General features: G+C 41.3%; 13 protein-coding genes and 1 pseudogene. 2 read left to right on the forward strand and 12 right to left on the reverse strand.

Going from position 1 to position 20,026, the window contains the following annotated elements; translation table 11 throughout:
* Positions 1-131: 131 nt before the first annotated feature.
* From O9316_RS12255 to O9316_RS12310, 12 genes and pseudogenes are all read right to left on the reverse strand, one after another.
* Entirely contained in the window at positions 132-611 is a 480-nt protein-coding gene (locus O9316_RS12255) for a hypothetical protein (protein WP_298203845.1), read from the reverse strand.
* A 239-nt stretch (positions 612-850) separates the two neighbouring features.
* Entirely contained in the window at positions 851-1,495 is a 645-nt protein-coding gene (locus tag O9316_RS12260) for a hypothetical protein (protein ID WP_298203846.1), read from the reverse strand.
* A 163-nt stretch (positions 1,496-1,658) separates the two neighbouring features.
* Positions 1,659-3,371 (reverse strand): AIPR family protein, encoded by a 1,713-nt coding sequence (locus O9316_RS12265; protein WP_298203847.1) that lies wholly within the window; start codon positions 3,369-3,371, stop codon positions 1,659-1,661.
* Between the two features lie 363 nt (positions 3,372-3,734).
* Positions 3,735-4,565 carry a hypothetical protein gene (locus tag O9316_RS12270; RefSeq protein ID WP_298203848.1) on the reverse strand — a complete coding sequence of 277 codons (831 nt, stop codon included), beginning with the start codon at positions 4,563-4,565 and terminating at the stop codon, positions 3,735-3,737.
* Positions 4,566-4,830: 265 nt separating this feature from the next.
* Entirely contained in the window at positions 4,831-6,078 is a 1,248-nt protein-coding gene (pepT, locus tag O9316_RS12275) for a peptidase T (protein WP_298203849.1), read from the reverse strand.
* Between the two features lie 118 nt (positions 6,079-6,196).
* On the reverse strand, positions 6,197-9,538 hold the full coding sequence (gene secA / locus O9316_RS12280) for a preprotein translocase subunit SecA (protein WP_298203850.1): 3,342 nt from the start codon (positions 9,536-9,538) through the stop codon (positions 6,197-6,199).
* A 100-nt stretch (positions 9,539-9,638) separates the two neighbouring features.
* Positions 9,639-9,860 (reverse strand): DUF2795 domain-containing protein, encoded by a 222-nt coding sequence (locus tag O9316_RS12285; RefSeq protein WP_073362738.1) that lies wholly within the window; start codon positions 9,858-9,860, stop codon positions 9,639-9,641.
* Positions 9,861-10,006: 146 nt separating this feature from the next.
* Positions 10,007-10,576 (reverse strand): cob(I)yrinic acid a,c-diamide adenosyltransferase, encoded by a 570-nt coding sequence (locus O9316_RS12290; RefSeq protein ID WP_298203851.1) that lies wholly within the window; start codon positions 10,574-10,576, stop codon positions 10,007-10,009.
* Between the two features lie 99 nt (positions 10,577-10,675).
* Positions 10,676-13,594 (reverse strand): annotated as a pseudogene (locus tag O9316_RS12295) (insulinase family protein).
* A gap of 52 nt (positions 13,595-13,646) precedes the next feature.
* Complete coding sequence (locus O9316_RS12300) at positions 13,647-14,336, reverse strand: ABC transporter ATP-binding protein (protein ID WP_298203852.1); 690 nt, start codon at positions 14,334-14,336, stop codon at positions 13,647-13,649.
* 85 nt (positions 14,337-14,421) lie between these two features.
* On the reverse strand, positions 14,422-15,207 hold the full coding sequence (locus O9316_RS12305) for a class I SAM-dependent methyltransferase (protein WP_298203853.1): 786 nt from the start codon (positions 15,205-15,207) through the stop codon (positions 14,422-14,424).
* Positions 15,208-15,365: 158 nt separating this feature from the next.
* Positions 15,366-17,231, reverse strand: a complete 1,866-nt coding sequence (locus tag O9316_RS12310; RefSeq protein WP_298203854.1) for an ABC-F family ATP-binding cassette domain-containing protein — start codon at positions 17,229-17,231, stop codon at positions 15,366-15,368.
* A 113-nt stretch (positions 17,232-17,344) separates the two neighbouring features.
* Here O9316_RS12310 and O9316_RS12315 point away from each other — a divergent pair, with 113 nt between their 5' ends.
* Both O9316_RS12315 and O9316_RS12320 read left to right on the forward strand, forming a co-directional pair.
* On the forward strand, positions 17,345-18,472 hold the full coding sequence (locus O9316_RS12315; protein WP_298203858.1) for a glycosyltransferase family 2 protein: 1,128 nt from the start codon (positions 17,345-17,347) through the stop codon (positions 18,470-18,472).
* Positions 18,473-18,556: 84 nt separating this feature from the next.
* Positions 18,557-19,876, forward strand: coding sequence for a dihydrolipoamide acetyltransferase family protein (locus tag O9316_RS12320; RefSeq protein WP_298203855.1), 1,320 nt, complete (start codon positions 18,557-18,559; stop codon positions 19,874-19,876).
* Positions 19,877-20,026: the final 150 nt, after the last annotated feature.

Consider the following 20,026-nt stretch of genomic DNA (forward strand, 5'->3'; position numbering starts at 1 on the left):
TCAACTTCATTATCAAACAAAAAGCCTTCAATAACTTTGTATAATCGGGATTTATCTTCCTGATTTAATTCCGATATTTGGGATAAAATACTGTCTTTCATAAAGCAAATATAATAAATATATTATTTAGACTAAAGCCAATTTAAATTCAACCCCACTCCAAAAACCATATTTACTTTTTTAGTCATTTTTAAAAAATACTCTGTTTTTATCGGTACAGCTATAATAAACTGATTGTAAGGATCAAATTGTGTAAGCAAATTTTCAAGACCATTTCCAATATCACTATCGGATATGTTTAAATCAAATTTGGGAATAAATTCTTTAGCGATAATCCCTGTTTTGAAGTTAAAATTTCCTGCTTGGGCAAAATTGTAGTAAAAGCCAAATTGATAAGAAAAATCGTTTGTAAATCGCATACTTGGATACGTCGAACCATTATGATTCCAAGCATCGCTTTTCTTTAAAATTGAGGGCTGGAACACAAAACTAAGCTTGGAGTATTCTTTATGAAAGAGGAGCTCGGCTTCTTGACCCCAAGCCATTACAGTAAAACAAATACAACAAATTACAAATGAACTCTTTTTAAAACGGCTGAATGGGATTTTCATATGCAATAGTAGTATTAGGCAGTTAAAGATTTAATAGGCAAGTATAGTGATTTTTTTGAAAAACCTAGAGGAGAAGGAATGATTTTAAACTATGATTATGTTTTCCTTTTGTAATTGTTGGATTGGGACTTCGCAGCGCGGGTGAAGTTGCAGGATGAAGTTGCGGGAGTAAATCCGCCTATCGGGGGGCGCAAAGTCAGGAGACTTTTTGCAGAGCGGGCTACCTTTTTTTTCTGTCGTTATAGCGGTCCTGTCGAAAATGATATAGTTATTGCAAATTTCTTGTCAGCAAGTCTTTCAACTTTTTCAAGAGTTACGAAGTCTCGAATTTCGTCACCACCAAAATCAATCTCTTGTCCAAATTTTAGATTTGCATAATTGTTAAGCATATCAAGGTCAATATGATTGATTAAATTGTCGATACCTTTTTTTATGTCTATTGGTGCGTCAAGTCCTTTATAAAGTTCACTAACTAACAAAACTGTTTTCTTATACCAATATTGAATATTACTTGTGTCGTCCTGAAAACGTGAAGTCTCAAAGCGAAATGTAAGCGTGTAATATTCACAACCCCAATTTTTAATTGTTAGTTTGTCGCCATTGTCAAAGATTACTGTTTCAATGGCAGTTAAACTGTCTGGTTGTAATATGAATTTGGTGTTAGAGAATACAGTCTTTTTGATAATTGGCTCAGCTTGTCCACGAACACAGTCATCACGAAGGTCTTTTACGGAAGTAGTTTCCGTTTGGAGTTCAGTTTTTTTATTACTGTCAACTGTAAAAGATTTCTGAACAACACTTTTTTCTTGTCTGTCCGCTGATGAATTACAAGCAAATAGTCCAAGTGTCAAACCGAATATTAATATGTTACGGTGTCGTTTCATAAAGTTACTTATAACGTTCCGTCGCTAGCCGACTGTGGCGATTTCGAAGCACTTCACTGTCAACCAAGCAAAAACTTTGATAGAAGCACAATCCCGATAGCTATCGGGATGATTTAACCACTGAACTGCCACTTTTGGGTTGGTGCTGTTATAGCCAGTTTTTTTAGTATTTGGCATCAAGTTTTTCAATTATATAATTTGTGAAGTCACCCGATTTAGCCATATTTATTAGGTTTGCAGTTGTATTTGTAATTTGAAATTCACTAATCGTCTGTGTCAAAAAATCTAGGCTCTCATTAAATTTAGTCTGATCAAACAAAGTCAAGTTAAAAGTTGATAGCTCGTCAAAGGTTATACTCTTTTTGCTTAAAGAAACTTTTGAACTTATCCAGGCTAAATGTAATTTGAAATTAGCTGTCATTCCTTTTTTACTTGGATCAGATATGTTCAACCAAAAATCATTTGATTTTTTATTAATTAAGCAACAGTTTAAATAACCTTCATAATTTTTAGAAGGATCAAAAATTTGATTGTAAGTTCTATCATCTTTTAAAAGCGAAGTCGGCTTTGCTCTTGCTGAATGAGGGTCATTGAAAACGATTGCTCTAATTGCTTGTGCTGTATATTGTATGCTAAATATTTTTGAAGATGGTTTGCCTTGGTTCTTATAATAATTTTTCCTTCTGTCATAAAAGTAGCCTTTGTTGTAAAAGAATATTTCTAAATTTCTTTGTGTTGATTCAGTTGCACGCAGTAATGTGGCCGATACGGGATTTTGACTATTTGTTGATGCAATAATATTGTCTATCGTTTCTTTATTATTATTGATTATCACTTTGACTAATACAGATCTTTCATCCGTTATGTCGCCAGTATGACTATTGAAAATAGAATATGAAGTTTGAAGACCATTTACAATTTGAACATTTTCAATTGCCAATTTTTTTCCAACTTGATTTGGTGACTCTGCAATTATTGTGATTCCATTATTTAACCACCAGAAATCCTTTTCTTCAATAGTTTCAATTGTAGATTTTATTTTTTTATTTACATCTACTTCACCTTGAAAATGTCGGATGTTACTTTCAAATAGGTCATCACGAATCTCTGAAGTTTCAGAGGTTAAAAAACTTTTATAATCCGCTAGCTTTACAGTTCCAACATAACCAATTCCAAACTCCTTATAACTGGTCGAAAGTGGCTGTTCTTTAAATTCTAAAGTCAACCTATTCGTTTTATGTGCTTGATATAATTTTAGTAATTCTGAGCAACTATAATTTGAATAGGTAATATTCTCATTAGAAAAAATTCTTTTTGTTAGTGCTTTTAACTGATCTACTTTACTGCTAAAGGCTCCATTTATTTCAATTTCAGATGCATTGCAGGCATAAATGAAGTCGATATAAATTTTTCCGCCACTTATTGCAGTTTTTTGCCAAACTTGGTTGACCAACAGAGCCAATGTTACCAAATCTGCATTGAATCTTGTCAGCAATGCCGTTTCGTTCTTTTCCAAATCAAATAATTCCGGTAAAGTGGTAATTAACTTGTCCAATGGAGCCTCCTTAAATGAGTTTTCCTTTTTACATTGTGAGATAATAAATCGACTGTTGGTTTTATTCGAAAATGTGTATTCACTTAATTCATCAATTGACTCTATTACTTCATCATCTATTAGTACAATTATTGAATCAATACCTCCATCATTTCCACCGTCAACAATTGAATTTAGTATATTTTCATAACTCAAGTCATAAACTTTTGTCGTCTGAGTTAAGCTAAATAATTCAAATATTTCGCTGTCTCTTAATTCAATTTCATTTGCTGTTTTGAATTGGGTCAAACACCCTTCTAATATAATTCTGTTGTTACTCATTGTCTTGTTGTTTGTCGTTTTAAAATTGGCTATAACGTATTGCTAAGTACTTCAAAATCCTACTTATCCTTCCTAAAATAAAAAATTCGTCGCTACCTGACCTCAGGACTTTTACCCGTTTTTCAGGGTATTTTTCCTAGTGAAATAGCAGTATTTTCTCTAAACCCTTAAAAAACAAGGGTTTTTAAATTATGTGTCGTCACGTCAAGGCATAAAAAAAACGGCGCTGGGTGGCGCCGCTTTGCTTATTTGTAAATAGGTTCTTACTTAAAGTTGATTTACTATTATTCTTTTGTAAAAAATGACATTCAATTAAATACTATTTTACTGGGATAATCTCACATTTTAAAAAGAGGTTCGATTTTATTTTAGGAAAGAATATCCAATCGCAAATGAATACCATGTTTTGTTGTGATAGATCCAATCATCTGCGTATCCACTTGCATAGTCTCTTCCAAAAACAAACCCAAGTGTAAGTCTATTCGTTTGAATAACGATACCAGTAGCCCAAGTCCACCCTGGTGTTATTCCAGATTTAATGTCTGCGGTTCCAACATTGGTTGTTGTATTTTCATTCACATTAATAAATGATAATCCCAAAACAGCTGGAATGGTTATGTATGTAGGACTGTACTTAGAAATCCTTTTTCTTATGCCTCCATATGCACCAACAGTAACATCGGTAGTCATTTGAAAGTTTTCTTCTCCTTGTTTTGGTCTCAACTTAAATGGTAATGTTAATTGACCAGCTGTGATTTGATAGTTTCTTATTTTTTTGAAATTAATCGAGTAAAGCGGTTTCTTCTCTATTTTTTCAAAATCTTCTTTGAGTATACAAAGAATTTTTCCATTTTTAGTTTCAATAGGATGCCTTACTGGGTCATTTTCGGTAAGTCCCTGTGATACAGATCGATTACTTTTTCTTTGTTGACCATTTTTATAGTTTGGATATGTAACAACAATATAAATTTTATTTTCTATACTCACTTCTTCCCAATCTGTATTTATAAGAAAGCCTGTAGTAGAGTAAAAAATGGTGTCTTTAAGTATTTGATATCTATTGTTAACTTCATAAAAATTAGCCCTTCCCGTTAACTCATAATAGTTTTTTCTTTCAAAATCTTTGTCTTGATCTTGTGCATAAACAATGGTTGAAATAGTGAGTAAAACAAAATTTAGTAATAGTCGTTTCATATTATTCATTATTTAGTTGATTAGTAATCAAATCATTTAGATTAAGTCGTAATAGATTTTACATCTTAAGACAATCTAAATTATAACTTCCCAACCACCCCAACCTCAGTATTTCCCCCCATTTTCCAAAGTATTTTTCCCCTACATTTACGGTATTTTTCCTATTTTCTAGGAAATACAGGGTTTTGCAAGGGCTTGAAAATTAATTATATAGCAAAAAAAATGGAGCCTAGTGGCTCCATCGGTCTTAAAGGTAAAAGTATTCTTACTTAAATTTCGTCGTAGCGGTCAATTCCGCAATCTTTACAATTACGTCCACCGCTTTTTGCATGCTTTCTACGGGGACGTATTCGTATTTGCCATGAAAGTTGTGGCCGCCCGCAAAAATGTTGGGGCAGGGTAGCCCCATATACGACAAACGCGATCCGTCGGTACCGCCACGTATGGGTTTAATCAAGGGTTCGATCCCCAACGCGCGCATCGCCTGCTCGGCCAAGTCCACAATAAAATACATCGGCTCGACTTTCTCGCGCATGTTGTAGTACTGGTCTTTCACCGCGGCAATACAAATGTCCTCGCCAAACTGTGCCGCAAAACGGGCGTTAATGTCGGCAGCAATTTGAAGCACCAATTCTTTACGGGCTTCAAACTTCGCCCGGTCGTGGTCGCGGATAATCAATTCCAAATGGGTTTCCTCCAAACTGCCTGTCAAGGCCGTCACATGGAAAAAGCCTTCATAACCTTCGGTCTCCTGCGGGATTTCGTTTTTCGGTAAGGCGTTGATAAAATCGTTGGCAATCAACATCGAGTTGATCATCTTGCCCTTAGCATAGCCCGGGTGTACACTTTTGCCTTTGAACGTGATTTTCGCACCCGCCGCATTGAAGTTCTCGTATTCCAATTCGCCCAACTGACTACCGTCCATGGTATACGCCCATTGTGCGCCAAATTGTTCTACATCAAAAAAGTCAGCCCCACGGCCAATCTCTTCATCCGGGGTAAAGCCTACGCGAATTTTTCCGTGTTTGATTTCGGGGTGTTGTACCAAGTATTCCATCGCCGTGACAATCTCGGTGAGCCCCGCCTTATCGTCGGCACCCAAAAGGGTCAGGCCGTTGGTGGTAATCAAGGTTTGCCCTTTGTACAACAACAAATCCTCAAAATAGGAGGGCGAAAGCACAATATTCTTTTCGGCATTCAACACGATATCGCCGCCGTCGTAATTGCTTACAATTTGCGGGGTAACCCCTTTTCCGGTAAAGTCGGGCGAAGTATCGTAATGCGACACAAACCCAATGGTGGGCACCTCGTGATCTACGTTGGAGGGAAGCGTTCCCATTACATAGCCTTTTTCGTCGATGGTGACTTCGGTGAGTCCGATGGTTTGTAATTCTTGCACCAGTAGGTTAGCCAAATTCCATTGTTTGGCGGTACTGGGTGTGGTCGGGGAGTTGGCATCCGACTCGGTATCGATGGTGACGTAGCTGATAAAGCGGTCAATAAGGTGTTGCATAGGTGCATTTTTTTGTGTCACAAATATAGCAAATCGGGGAGGAGCTGCGGTGCGTTTTTTCCAAAAAAAAATCCCCGAATCATACGACTCAGGGAGGTTTTTTAGCAGCGGTTGGGTTTTATTCTTGTACCAAAACCCATTCGCCCGTGGCCAACATCGATTCGGCTTTTTTGTACTTCATCGATTCGGTTTTGCCACTCAAAATATGTTTAATCGTTACGGTATCGTTGCGATTGATTTTGGGCGTTTCCCGCACGATGGTTTCCGTGCGTTGGGGCATTTCTTGTGCCGCTTGGTTGGATTCTGCCACTTCGTTTTCATTGCGGGATTCCGTATACTGTTCCCGTGGGCGACTTTCTTGACGCGCTTCGTGAATGTTTTGGGCCGCTTGTTGTTGGGGCAAATCGCCTTTAAACAAGAACGAAATCACTTCTTTATTTACGGCATTCAACATGTTTTTGAACAAGTTGTAGGCTTCGAGTTTGTAAATCAACAACGGATCTTTTTGCTCGTGAACGGCCAACTGCACCGAGGTTTTCAACTCGTCCATTTTGCGCAAATGCTTTTTCCACGCCTCGTCAACAATGGCAAGGGTGATGTTTTTCTCAAAATCAGCAATCAACTGTGCGCCTTGAGTGTCATAGGCTTTCTTCAAGTCGGTCACCACATTCAACGATTTGATCCCATCGGTAAACGGCACGATGATGCGTTCAAACTGGTTTCCGGGATTTTCATACACGTTGGCGATAATCGGAAAGGCTTCCCGCGCCGAGCGTTCGCATTTCTCGTTGTAGTATTGGTAGGCCGCTTTGTACAAACGTCCGGTGATTTCCATGGGGTTGCCTTTTTCAAACTCGCTCGCCGTAATCGGGGAAGTGATTGAGAAATAGCGGATAACTTCAAACTCAAAGTTTTTGAAATCGTTGACGGCTTTGTTTTCGCCCACAATGTTTTCGCAGGTGTCATACAACATGTTGACGATATCGAGTTTCAAACGCTCTCCGTGCAAGGCATGGCGACGACGTTTGTACACGACTTCCCGTTGGGCGTTCATTACGTCGTCGTATTCCAACAAACGTTTACGTACGCCGAAGTTGTTTTCTTCCACTTTTTTCTGGGCGCGTTCGATCGATTTGGTCATCATCGAGTGCTGAATCACTTCGCCCTCTTTCAAGCCCATGCGGTCCATAATTTTGGCCACACGCTCTGAGCCGAACAGACGCATTAAGTTATCTTCTAGGGAAACATAAAACTGCGAACTTCCGGGATCGCCTTGACGACCTGAACGACCGCGCAACTGACGGTCCACCCGACGCGAATCGTGACGTTCGGTACCAATGATCGCCAAACCACCTGCCGCTTTCACTTCAGGGGTAAGTTTGATGTCGGTACCACGACCGGCCATGTTGGTAGCAATGGTTACCACGCCTGCTTTTCCGGCTTCGGCAACGATATCGGCTTCTTTTTTATGCAATTTCGCGTTCAAGACGTTGTGCGGAATGTTGCGAATTTTCAACATACGACTCAACAATTCCGAGATTTCTACCGAGGTTGTACCAATCAATACGGGGCGACCCGCTTGAGAAATTTGCACTACATCTTCGATAATGGCATTGTATTTTTCACGCACCGAACGGTAAATCAAATCGTCTTTATCGATACGCGATATGCCGCGGTTGGTTGGAATTTCAACTACGTCTAATTTGTAGATTTCCCAGAATTCACCTGCTTCGGTTACGGCTGTACCCGTCATCCCTGCCAACTTGTTGTACATACGGAAATAGTTTTGCAGGGTAATGGTTGCAAAAGTTTGCGTAGCCGCTTCGATGGTTACATTTTCTTTGGCTTCGATGGCTTGGTGTAATCCATCGGAGTAACGACGACCGTCCATGATACGCCCTGTTTGCTCGTCGACAATCAAAATTTTGTTGTCCATGATTACGTATTCCACGTCTTTTTCAAACAAGGTGTAGGCTTTGAGCAATTGCGTAAGGGTATGAATTCGTTCGCTTTTCACCCCAAAATCTTGGAACAAACGTTCGCGGGCTTCGGCTTCTTGGTCTTTGTCCAAGTTCATTTTTTCGATGGCGGCAATTTCAGTTCCGATATCGGGCAACACGAAAAAGTCGTCGGCGGTATCTTGCGAAAGGTATTTGATTCCGTTGTCGGTCAATTCTACCTGGTTGTTTTTTTCATCAATCACAAAATACAAGGCTTCATCCACTTTATGCATGTCGCGGTTGTTGTCTTGCATGTATTGATTTTCGGTTTTTTGCAACAGTTGTTTTACCCCTTCTTCGCTCAAAAACTTGATCAAGGCTTTGTTTTTGGGTAACGAACGGTAGGCACGCAACAATTGGAAACCGCCGTCTTTGGTATTGCCTTCTTTGATTAGGCGTTTGGCTTCGGCGAGAAAACCGTTGGCCAACTGCCGTTGCAAATTGTATAAATTTTCAATTTTGGGTTTTAATTCTGTAAACTCATGACGGTCGCCATCGGGTACGGGGCCCGAGATGATTAAAGGCGTACGGGCATCGTCAATCAACACCGAGTCGACCTCATCGACAATGGCATAGTTGTGTTTGCGTTGCACCAAGTCGTCGGGCGAGTGCGCCATATTATCACGGAGGTAGTCGAAACCAAATTCGTTGTTGGTGCCATAGGTAATATCGGCTTCATAGGCTTTTCGGCGTGCGGCGGTATTGGGCGAATGGTTGTCGATACAATCTACAGTCAAGCCGTGGAATTCAAACAATGGCGCTTTCCAGGTGCTGTCGCGTTTGGCCAAATAATCGTTGACGGTAACTAGGTGCACTCCGTTTCCGGTGAGCGCATTGAGGTAAAGCGGCAGGGTAGCCACTAAGGTTTTTCCTTCACCCGTTTGCATTTCCGAAATTTTTCCTTGGTGCAACACGATACCTCCAATCAACTGAACGTCGTAGTGAATCATGTCCCAAGTGATTTCTTTCCCTGCGGCATTCCACGAGTTGGCCCAAACGGCTTCGTCGCCTTCGAGGGCAATGTATGCTTTGGTCGCGGCCAATTCACGGTCTAGCGGAGAGGCGGTGACGCGTAAAGATGTATTTTCTTTGAAGCGTTTGGCTGTTTCTTTCACTACGGCAAAGGCTTCGGGTAGAATTTCGTTGAGCGTTTTTTCAGAGGCTTCGTACGCTTCTTTTTCGAGGGCGTCGATTTGGTTGTACAATTCTTCGCGGGCATCGATATCTTGCGTAGCTTCCGATTCGGCTTTAAGGCGTTCGATATCGGCATCGAATTTAGCGCGAGATGCTTTGATTTTTGCTTTGAATTCGGTGGTTTTCGCCCGCAATTCATCGTGACTCAATCCGGTCAGCGACCCTTCTAAGGCTTTGATTTTGTTGACCAGCGGTTGGATGGCTTTGATGTCCTTTTCGGACTTGTCGCCGACAAAAATTTTAAGTATACTATTGATGATACTCATGGGAAATTCAGTTTAATATTAGCCCTTACGGGGTGTGCAAATTTACATAAAAAAAAAGCCCCAAAAGAGACTTTTTTTTCAGTTGTGATAGGTTTATTTTTTAGTATTCGTCCTCATTCCACAGATAATCTTCGTCTGTGGGATAATCCGGCCAAATTTCTTCCATCGACTCATAGATTTCTCCTTCATCTTCAATGGATTGAAGGTTTTCAACCACTTCCAAAGGAGCTCCGGTTCGGATGGCAAAATCGATTAATTCATCTTTAGTAGCAGGCCACGGTGCATCACTTAAATACGATGCTAATTCTAATGTCCAATACATCTTCTTTCGATTTTTAAATTACTGCAAAAATAAATTTTTAACTGAGAAAGTCAAGTAAAAATTGATTTATTTTACGTTTAAAGTTAAGAACGTTTTTTCTTTTGACTAATGGCTCCTTTTTTCTGTGAAAATCGTAACTCAAAAGGTTATTTTCTCGGAATCCATGGGGTTTCCGTTGCGTTTAAGTCTTGGGTCAACTTCCGTGCCAAGACAAAAAGGAAGTCAGAAAGTCGGTTCAAGTAAGTAATCACCAACGGTTCTGTGGGTTCGATGTCATTCAAATGCACCGCCAAACGCTCGGCTCTACGGCATACACAGCGGGCGATATGACAATATGACACGGTAGGATGGCCTCCGGGCAAAACAAAGTGGGTCATCGGTGGCAGTTCGGCATCCATTTTATCCATTTCGTTTTCCAAATAGGCGACATCCATTTCGGTGATTCCGAGATTTTGCAGACGTTTTTCGCCATTTTTCAACACCGTTTTTTCGGGAGGTGTAGCCAAAATTGCGCCGACGGTAAACAATCGGTCTTGCACTTCAATCAAAATGGCTTGGTATAACGGATTGATGGCTTGGTCGCGCAACAAACCGATATAGCTATTGAGTTCGTCAACAGTGCCATAGCTTTCGATACGAATATGGTGTTTGGGCACGCGATCGCCGCCAAAGAGGGATGTGGTTCCGGTGTCACCGGTTTTAGTATATACTTTCATAAGGGATGCTCTTGGAGGTCAAAAATAGAAAAACCGTTTGGATAATAACGCAGCAAGCAGCCTTTTTAGACTGCTTGCTGTGTATTATGTTGGACACGATTAATACCCAAAAAGTTCTTCTAAGCTCAGTTTTTTGAATTGTCCGAGTTTGGAAAGGGTTTCGGGACTCAAGCGTTTTTCCGATCCTAGAATCACATAGGTGTAGGGTTTGTGGGCCAAATGTGCATCGTGATAGGCTTTGATGTCCTTCATGGTAATCTGATCTACTTGGTTGTAGACTTGTTGGCGCAGGTCTTGCGATACCCCCAATTCTTTGGCATTCAGATAGGTGTACAAAATGCCATCTTGGGTAATGCGCTCGGTTTGAATGTCTTTTTTGATTTGCATTTTGGCCAATTCCAAATTATCGCTCAATTCGGGCATGGTCGTGAGCAAGGCATTCATGGCTTCTACGGCTTCTTCAAATTTATCGGCTTGACTGCCTACGTAAGCTAATATTTGGTAGTGATCCTCTGCTTTTTGTGGTTCTACACAATAGCCATACGTGCTGTACGCAAGGGCTTTACTTTCGCGAATGGTTTGAAATACCAGCGAACTCATTCCGCCACCGAAGTAGTTGTTGAACGCAGCAATAATGGTTTTTTGGTTGGGGTCAAAGCGTTCCAAATTGCGAACCCAGCGGGTTTCTGCCTGTACCATATCGTAATCGGTAAACAAGACTTGGTTGCTGTTTTGTTCGGTTCGCACAAAGGTTTACGCCGGTGTGGGCGTGAGGGTTGTTGCCGGAACCGGGTGTAATTTTTTGAGCGATGCAGTCAAGGCAGCCAACGGTTGTGGGCCGTAATATAAAATGGTTTGGGGGCATTGGGTCACCTTTTTGATTTTGTCAATCAGTTGCTGAGCCGTAAGTGCCTCAAGCGTTGCATTGCTGTAGGTGTTGTTGAATTTGTTATTGGCACCGTACGTGGCATAGCTGGTTAAGGCTTGTAGAATAGCTCCTTTATTGGCTTTGGCATCTTTACGCGATTTGGCAATTCGGGCTTTCATCGCTTGCAATGCAGTTTCGTTGGGCTGCATATTGGCCATCACCTCTTCATACAATTTGACTGCCGCTTCAAAATTTTCTTGTAAGCCTTCGATGGTAACGGTAGTGTAATTTTCACCCGTCGAAACGTTAAAACTACAGGCGATTTTGTAAAAGGCTTTGGTGATTTGTTCAGCGGTTTGGGTGTTGGTCCCAAGGAATTGAACGTATTGCGCAGCGAGTCCTAAGGTATTATCATTGAGTGTCCCGATGTTGTAACGGTAGCGTAAACGGAACAATGAATTGTCTTTGTTGGGGACATACAGCACTTCGGCATTGCCTAGTTTGGCTTTTTGAATGTCTTTGTCAAAATTCAAGAATACGGGGGTCGCTGGCGTTGCTGGCATATCGTTTACCATTTTTACAAATGCCGATTGCTTGTCGGGATTGGTAGCTACGGGGGTGATTTGAGGTTTCTCAATTTTGGACGACTGGGGTGCCTCTCCTTTGCGTTTGAAAATGCATACATAGTTATTGCCTAAGTATTTGTTGGCAAAAGCAATGAGGTCTGCTTTTTTAATTTTCGAAAGATTGTTCACATAAGCCACTTGATCTTTCCAATCCAATTCAGCGGTAAAGGCATCCATCAAAGCGCTTGCGCGATCGCCATAACTTTCAGATTCATTGATTTTACCCTTCTTTATATTGTTAATGATGGAAACAATCAATTCTTCATCAAAATTTCCTTTTTTCAAGTTTTCAATTTCACCCAACACCAAGGTTTTCACTTCTTCAAGCGACTGGCCATTGGTAGGGGAAGCCGAGAAGTATAAAACCCCATGATCGATAAGGGCATAGGTAAACGCATTGGCACGCAACAATTTTTGCTTTTTCACTAAATTCAAGTCCAATAATCCCGCACGGCCATTGGTCAACACTTGCCCCACCAAATCGGCCAACAAAGCATCTTTATCTTTATTGCCGGGCAAGCGGAAACCGATGGTCAAACTCTCGGCATCGGGACCAACGATTTCTTTTTGAATTTGAGCAGTAATGGGGTCTTCTGGCGCAAACGTATATTTTTTTATCGGTTTCGATTGCATATAGCCAAACATGCGGTCGATGGTAGCAATTACTGTATCGGGATTAAAATCGCCCGAAAGGATAATTCCCATATTGTTGGGGACATAGTACGTGTTAAAGTACTTGCGAATTTCAACCAACGACGGATTTTTCAAATGTTCTACGGTGCCAATGGTGGTTTGCAATCCATAATTATGTTTTTGAAATAGCGTGGCAAATAAGGTTTCAAATACTTTGCGGCCATCGTTGTCCAACGAGCGGTTTTTCTCTTCATAGACAGCCTCCAATTCGGTGTGGAAAATGCGCAAAATCGGATTGCGAAAACGTTCGGCTTGCACGGTGAGGTATTTGTCGATAGCACTGGCAGGCACATCATCAGTATACACCGTTTGTTCAAAGGACGTAAAAGCATTTGTCCCTTGCGCGCCCATGGCTGTCATCATTTTGTCGTATTCGTTGGCAATGGCATAAGTACTGGCAACGCCTGAAATCGAGTCGATTTTTCGGTATATGATTTTGCGTTGGGCTTCGTCTTTTGTGGTGTTGTATTGTTCGTAGAGGGCATCAATTTTGTCGAGTTCCACTTTTTCTTTTGCCCAATCCAAACTACCGTATTTATCGGTGCCTTTAAACAGCATGTGTTCTAGATAGTGCGCCAATCCAGTGTTGGTTGCGGGATCGGTTTTACTTCCCGCTTTTACCGCGACATAGGCTTGAATACGTGGGTCTTTGGGGGTTGGACTCAAAATCACCGTTAACCCATTTTTTAAGGTATAAAACCGCGCTTTCATGGGGTCGTTGGTGACGTACTTGTAGCGGTAACCCGCAGCTTCGGCTTCTTTCCATTGGTGATCGGTTTGTTGTGCTTGGGTAGTGAAAACCGCGTTGACAACAAAGAATAAAAACAACATTGATTTTTTCATGGATGTAAATTTGATGTGTAAAGGTATAAAAAAACCCAACTTATCGGTTGGGAGTATCACTTTCGATGATGCCGTCTCTTAAACGGATAATCCGGTGTGCATATTGTGCAATATCTTCTTCATGGGTAACCAAAATGACGGTATTCCCAAGGGCATGAATATCATCAAACAATTTCATGATTTCTTCAGAGGTTTTACTATCCAAGTTACCCGTGGGTTCGTCGGCCAAAATAATGGAGGGTTTGTTGACTAAAGCGCGTGCCACAGCCACCCGTTGGCGTTGTCCCCCCGAGAGTTGGTTGGGCTGGTGGTCCATACGATCGGCGAGTCCCACTTGTGTTAAAACTTCCGAAGCGCGGGCATGACGGTCGGTTTTATTGTACCCGGCATACACCATGGGGAGTGCTACATTATCAAGCGCGGTGGTACGTGGTAAAAGGTTGAACGTTTGAAAGACAAATCCGATTTCTTTATTGCGCACTTCGGCCAAATCGTCGTCGTGCATTTGCGAAACATCTTTGCTGTTAAGGATGTAGGTGCCCGAAGTAGGAGTGTCCAAACAGCCCAAAATATTCATCAAGGTCGATTTTCCCGAACCCGATGGTCCCATCAAGGCGACATATTCTCCTTTATTAATTTGGAGGTCAATTCCTTTAAGGACATTGATGGTTTCGCTTCCCAGTTGGAAATCGCGTTTGATGTCGGTGATGTTAATGAGTGATTCAGCCATAATAGTATGATGCAATAAGCGGCAAAAAAGCTTACGCCCTTAATAAGTAAACCGCTTTGTAAAAATGTTACAACAGGATGTGAATTTAAACCCGTAGGGTAAAATGTTCTTTGGCCATGCGTTGTTCCTTTCGAAAAAAAACGATCCCCCATTGAAAAGTATCGATACTGACGGTAATGTCGGGATGGTTTTTGATGTTTTCCCAAGCTTCCTCCATGCCTTTTGACCAATGAATATCGTCAAAAATCCACACGGAATTGTTTTTGGCTGTGGGTAATAACTGTTCAAAGTACGCTAATGTAGCTGTTTTTGAATGATTGCCATCAAAATAGATGAGGTCGAAAGTGTTTGCTGTTCCCAAAGTAGACAAGGCTCCCGAAAATTCGGTAGTGATAAATTCGATTGAACGGGTGGCGGGTTCCCATTTTTGGAGTTCAGATTGGGCGGTGGTATGCGTGTTAGGGCAACCTTCGAGGGTGGTAATTTTTGCTTTGGGATTTCCCAAATGCAAGGCTGCCGTTGCTAATCCGAGGGAAGTGCCCATTTCCAAAATCGATTGGGCTTGACAATACTGCACCAAACGGAAGAGTAATTGTGCTCTTTTGGGTGAAATTCCTGCGTTTTGAGCGATGGCATTAATCGCACGGGTATTGGATTTAAAAACCCTTGAACCTGCTCCAAAATCAGTGACCTCAATGGTTTCCTTATTGTTTAAAAGTTGGTGTCGGTAGGCGGAAAGTTGTGGGTAAGCGGTGTATTTTTTTTTATCATAAAAACATTTTGTCACCAAATCAAACACAAAAGGCGAATGCACTCCATGTTCGTTTTTGGAGTGCCATACGAATTGTATGTAGGCTAAAATTTGATGCATGTTGTTCCTTTTTTTCTAAATCACGACCCACCGATACCGCCCGCTAATCTCGACTCCTCGGGGCTGCCCACTGTCTACTGTCTACTGTTTACTGTTTACTGTTTACTGTATACTGTCTACTGTTTACTGTTTACTGTTTACTGCCCACTGCCCACTACTCACCCCTCCATCTTTGCCGAAAGTTCAAACCAGCGTTCTTCTTTTTCTTCCAACGTTTTAATGATTTTTTGCAATTCCAAAGCTTTGGTTTCAATAGCGTCGGGGGCTAATGTGCCTGCGGTAAATTGCTGTTCAATTTGTTTTTTTTCGTATTCCAAGTCTTTGATTTCGCGTTCGATTTTCTGGAATTCTTTTTGTTCGTTGAAGGAAAGTCCTTGTTTCACTTGCTTTTCTTTCCAGTTTTTGGCGGTGTTTCCTTCGGATTTCTCCTCTTTTTCAGGGGCAGCACTGTCTTCATAGGCACGAAAATCGGAGTAATTTCCTGGAAAATCTTCTATCACCCCTTGTCCACGGAATACAAACAAGTGGTCGACAATTTTATCCATAAAATAACGGTCGTGGGAGACAACTAATAAACAGCCAGGATAATCTAACAAAAAGTTTTCCAATACATTCAACGTGACAATATCTAAATCGTTGGTGGGTTCGTCGAGAATCAAAAAGTTGGGGTTTTGAATGAGTACGGTACACAAGTACAAGCGTTTTAATTCGCCACCACTCAGTTTTTCGACATAATCGTGTTGTTTTTTTCGGTCAAAAAGAAATCGTTCCAACAAGCCGCCGGCAGAAATGGTTCGTCCTTTGGTTAGTGGTATGTATTCGCCGTATTCTTTGATAATATCGATGACTTTTTGCTCGGGTTTGGGGTTGATGCCGCTTTGGGTGTAATAGCCAATTTTTATGGTATCACCGATGACCACTTTTCCAGCATCGGGTTGAAGTGTTTGGGTAAGAATATTAAGAAAGGTTGATTTTCCCGTTCCATTTTTACCAATAATTCCGATGCGTTCGCCTCTATTGAAGGTGTAGTCAAAGCCGTCGAGGATGACTTTATTTTGGAATTTTTTTGATACTTTATGCAACTCGACCACTTTGCTCCCCATGCGCTCCATGTTGATTTCCAATTCCATCACGTGTTCTTTCCGACGGGAATGCGCTTTTTCTTTAATGACATAAAAGTCGTCGATACGCGATTTGGATTTGGTGGTTCGTGCTTTGGGTTGGCGACGCATCCAGTCCAATTCTTTGACAAAAAGGTTTTTTGCTTTTTCCACGGAGGCATTTTCACTGGCAATGCGCTCTTCTTTTTTCTGCAAAAAATAGGAATAATTTCCCTTGTATTGGTAGAGTTTCCTGTTGTCGAGTTCGATGATTTCATTGCATACCCGCTCCAAGAAAAAGCGATCGTGCGTCACCATAAACAGAGTCATGTTTTCTTTGGCAAAATAATTTTCCAGCCATTCGATCATCTCCAAGTCGAGGTGGTTGGTGGGTTCGTCCAAAATCAATAAGTCGGGACGGTTGATGAGAATTATCGCAAGAGCCAAACGCTTTTTTTGTCCCCCCGACAAACTTTTTACTTTCAGTTTTAAATCATCGAGTTTGAGTTTGAATAAAATCTGTTTGTATTGCGTTTCAAAGTCCCACGCATTATGCCGTTCCATGTTTTCAAAAGCCTTTTGATAGGCTTCTTCGTCCTCAGGATTTTCAAGGGCTTTTTCGTATTGTTCGATTATCTTCAGCGTGTCATTATCGCTGGCAAATATGCTTTCTTCGATGGTGAGTTCGGGTTGCAATTGCGGTTCTTGGGCCAAAAAAGCCATTTTGATGTCCTTACGCATTACGATTTGACCTGCATCGGGAGTATCTTCGCCGGTAATCATTTTGAGCAAGGAAGTTTTTCCTGTACCGTTTTTGGCTACGAAAGCAATTTTTTGGTCTTTGTTAATTCCAAACGATAGATTTTCAAAAAGGGTACGTTCTCCGTAGGATTTGGCGATATTTTCAACCGATAAATAATTCAAAATGGTGGAAATTTTAAGTTGTCATTTCAACGAACAAAAGTAACGGATTCAAGGGCAATCACCAATTTTATTTCCACGTCAATTTAATAATGGGCAATCCCTATCTTTGTCCCATGCAACTCTCGGTCGTTATATTGAATTACAACGTTAGGTACTTTTTGGAGCAATGTTTACACAGTGTTCAAAAGGCCATTGCACCGTTGGATGCCGAGATTATTGTGGTAGACAATGCTTCTTCCGATGACAGTTGTGCCATGGTGCGGGAGCGTTTTCCAGAGGTGAAATTAGTTTCCAATTCCGTCAACTATGGTTTTCCTAAGGGGAACAACATGGGCGTTGCTGTAGCAAAAGGGGAATACGTTTGTATTTTAAATCCCGATACGGTGGTGGCCGAAAATACGTTTCAAAACGTTTTGGCCTTTGCACAGCAACAAGTTAAGTTGGGAATTGTGGGCTGCAAGCTCATCGATGGAACCGGTCGTTTTTTGCCCGAAAGCAAACGCGGCATACCTACGCCGTGGGTGGCTTTTACCAAGATTTTTGGTTTGTACAAAGTGTTTCCCAAAGCAGCGCGATTTACACAGTATTATGCTGAGCATCTCGCTGAAAATCAATCGGGAGCGGTCAATATTTTGGTTGGGGCTTTTATGGTGATGCATCGGGAGGTGTATCTCGAATTGGGGGGCTTTGATGAGCACTGTTTTATGTATTCCGATGATATTGATTTGAGTTATATGAGTTTGAAGTCGGGACGCACAAATTATTACTTCGCAGATACTGCTGTCATCCACTACAAAGGCGAGAGTACCGTGCGTGATGGGTTGTATATGAAGCGTTTTCGCGAGGCCATGCAATTTTTTTACCAAAAACATTTTCGAAGATCCCTATTTTTTGACAGCATGATGTATGGGGGAAGTTTTCTTTTTTCCTTGTTCAAAAGTACCCAACAAAAGAAACGCACCCTTCCTTTTCAAGAGATTGTTGTTTTTACCAAACATGATTTGCAACTCCAAACGGTATTCCCCGTTACGTATTTGAATGCGTTGAATGATTTTCCAACCCGTAAATTCAGGGCTGTTCGCATTGTTTTTGATACCCGTTCGTTCTCGTTTCAAGAGATTATTGCTTTTATGCAACAACACAAGGGTTCAGGCTTTAGCTTTCGCAACTATCTGCCCTGCTTTGAGGGTTTGATAGGAAGTGATCACGCAAACGATGTAGGTGGGGTAGAATTTTTGTGAAATTTTACACCATGAACTGTAAAGACACGTAAGAATTAGTATTTTTGCAATCCAAAATAGCATACACAACGATATACTACGAATATGGCAAAGTTTGAATTGAAATTACCTAAAATGGGGGAGAGTGTTGCAGAGGCAACCATTACCAATTGGTTAAAAAACGTGGGCGATACCATTGCAGCGGATGAAGCGGTTTTGGAAATTGCCACGGACAAAGTGGATAGTGAAGTGCCCAGTGAAGTTTCGGGTACACTATCCGAAATTTTATTTCAAGTCAACGATGTCGTAAAAGTAGGACAAACCATTGCCATTATCGAAACCGAAGGCGGGGCTGTTGCTGAACCCGTTGCGCAAGCCGTAGCTGCTGCTCCTGTAGTTGAAGCTGTAGCCGCTGCGGTGGAAGTGGCAAAAGAGATTGCGGCACCTGCGGATTTTTCGGGTTCGGATAAATTTTACTCCCCTTTGGTCAAAAACATTGCCAAGGAAGAGGGAATTACCGTGACGGAATTGGATACGATAACCGGTTCGGGTAAAGACGGTCGAGTGACCAAAGAAGATTTGTTGCAATACATTAAAAATAGAGGAAATCAATCAGTAGCGGCTCCTTCAATTTCGACTCCTGCACCAACTCCCGCATCGACATCCGCTCCAGTGGCTGCGGCTGCAACGCAAGCGGTACCTGTTTCAGTAAATGGTGCTGATGAGATTATAGAAATGGACCGTATGCGCAAGTTGATTTCAAAGTATATGGTTGAATCGGTGCAGACTTCGGCACACGTGCAGTCGTTTATTGAGGTCGATGTAACCAATATTGTGAAATGGCGCGATAAGGTGAAAAACGAGTTTGAAAAACGCGAAGGTGAAAAGCTCACTTTTACACCGATATTTATGGAAGCGGTGGCCAAAGCATTGAAAGATTTTCCGATGATGAACATTTCTGTGGAAGGAGAATACATCATCAAGAAGAAAAATATCAATTTGGGAATGGCGGCGGCTTTACCCAATGGCAATTTGATTGTTCCCGTAATTAAAAATGCCGATCAGTTGAATTTGGTGGGCATGGCTAAAGCCGTAAATGATTTAGGAAACCGTGCTAAAGCAGGGAAATTAAAACCCGATGATACCCAAGGAGGAACCTATACGGTAACCAATGTGGGAACGTTTGGGTCGGTCTTTGGTACGCCGATTATCAACCAACCCCAAGTGGGTATTTTAGCCTTGGGAGCTATCCGTAAAGTACCCGCGGTCATTGAAACGCCTGAGGGGGACTTCATTGGTATTCGTCAGAAAATGTTCTTGTCGCACAGTTATGATCATCGTGTAGTTGATGGCGCTTTGGGCGGAAGTTTTGTGAAGCGCGTCGCCGATTATTTGGAAGCGTGGGATATCAACCGTACGATTTAAAGGTATAATATAAAGAAGCCGTCTCAATACTAAAATTTTGAGACGGTTTTTTTATTTGATTAAACTTTCATCAAAAGTTTACTATTTTAAAATGAGTTTAAAATTGCCTTTAAGCTGCAATTTTCTTTCTTAAGTTGTGTGCTAAAGCCA

It is taken from the genome of Flavobacterium sp. (genome assembly GCF_027533505.1).
Classification (GTDB): domain Bacteria; phylum Bacteroidota; class Bacteroidia; order Flavobacteriales; family Flavobacteriaceae; genus Flavobacterium.

What these genes read in the sequence shown, in the direction of transcription:
- O9316_RS12255 (WP_298203845.1), bottom strand. Translation starts at nt 611, where the DNA reads ATGAAAATCCCATTCAGCCGTTTTAAAAAGAGTTCATTTGTAATTTGT.
- O9316_RS12260 (WP_298203846.1), bottom strand. Translation starts at nt 1,495, where the DNA reads ATGAAACGACACCGTAACATATTAATATTCGGTTTGACACTTGGACTA.
- O9316_RS12265 (WP_298203847.1), bottom strand. Translation starts at nt 3,371, where the DNA reads ATGAGTAACAACAGAATTATATTAGAAGGGTGTTTGACCCAATTCAAA.
- O9316_RS12270 (WP_298203848.1), bottom strand. Translation starts at nt 4,565, where the DNA reads ATGAAACGACTATTACTAAATTTTGTTTTACTCACTATTTCAACCATT.
- pepT (WP_298203849.1), bottom strand. Translation starts at nt 6,078, where the DNA reads ATGCAACACCTTATTGACCGCTTTATCAGCTACGTCACCATCGATACC.
- secA (WP_298203850.1), bottom strand. Translation starts at nt 9,538, where the DNA reads ATGAGTATCATCAATAGTATACTTAAAATTTTTGTCGGCGACAAGTCC.
- O9316_RS12285 (WP_073362738.1), bottom strand. Translation starts at nt 9,860, where the DNA reads ATGTATTGGACATTAGAATTAGCATCGTATTTAAGTGATGCACCGTGG.
- O9316_RS12290 (WP_298203851.1), bottom strand. Translation starts at nt 10,576, where the DNA reads ATGAAAGTATATACTAAAACCGGTGACACCGGAACCACATCCCTCTTT.
- O9316_RS12300 (WP_298203852.1), bottom strand. Translation starts at nt 14,336, where the DNA reads ATGGCTGAATCACTCATTAACATCACCGACATCAAACGCGATTTCCAA.
- O9316_RS12305 (WP_298203853.1), bottom strand. Translation starts at nt 15,207, where the DNA reads ATGCATCAAATTTTAGCCTACATACAATTCGTATGGCACTCCAAAAAC.
- O9316_RS12315 (WP_298203858.1), top strand. Translation starts at nt 17,345, where the DNA reads ATGCAACTCTCGGTCGTTATATTGAATTACAACGTTAGGTACTTTTTG.
- O9316_RS12320 (WP_298203855.1), top strand. Translation starts at nt 18,557, where the DNA reads ATGGCAAAGTTTGAATTGAAATTACCTAAAATGGGGGAGAGTGTTGCA.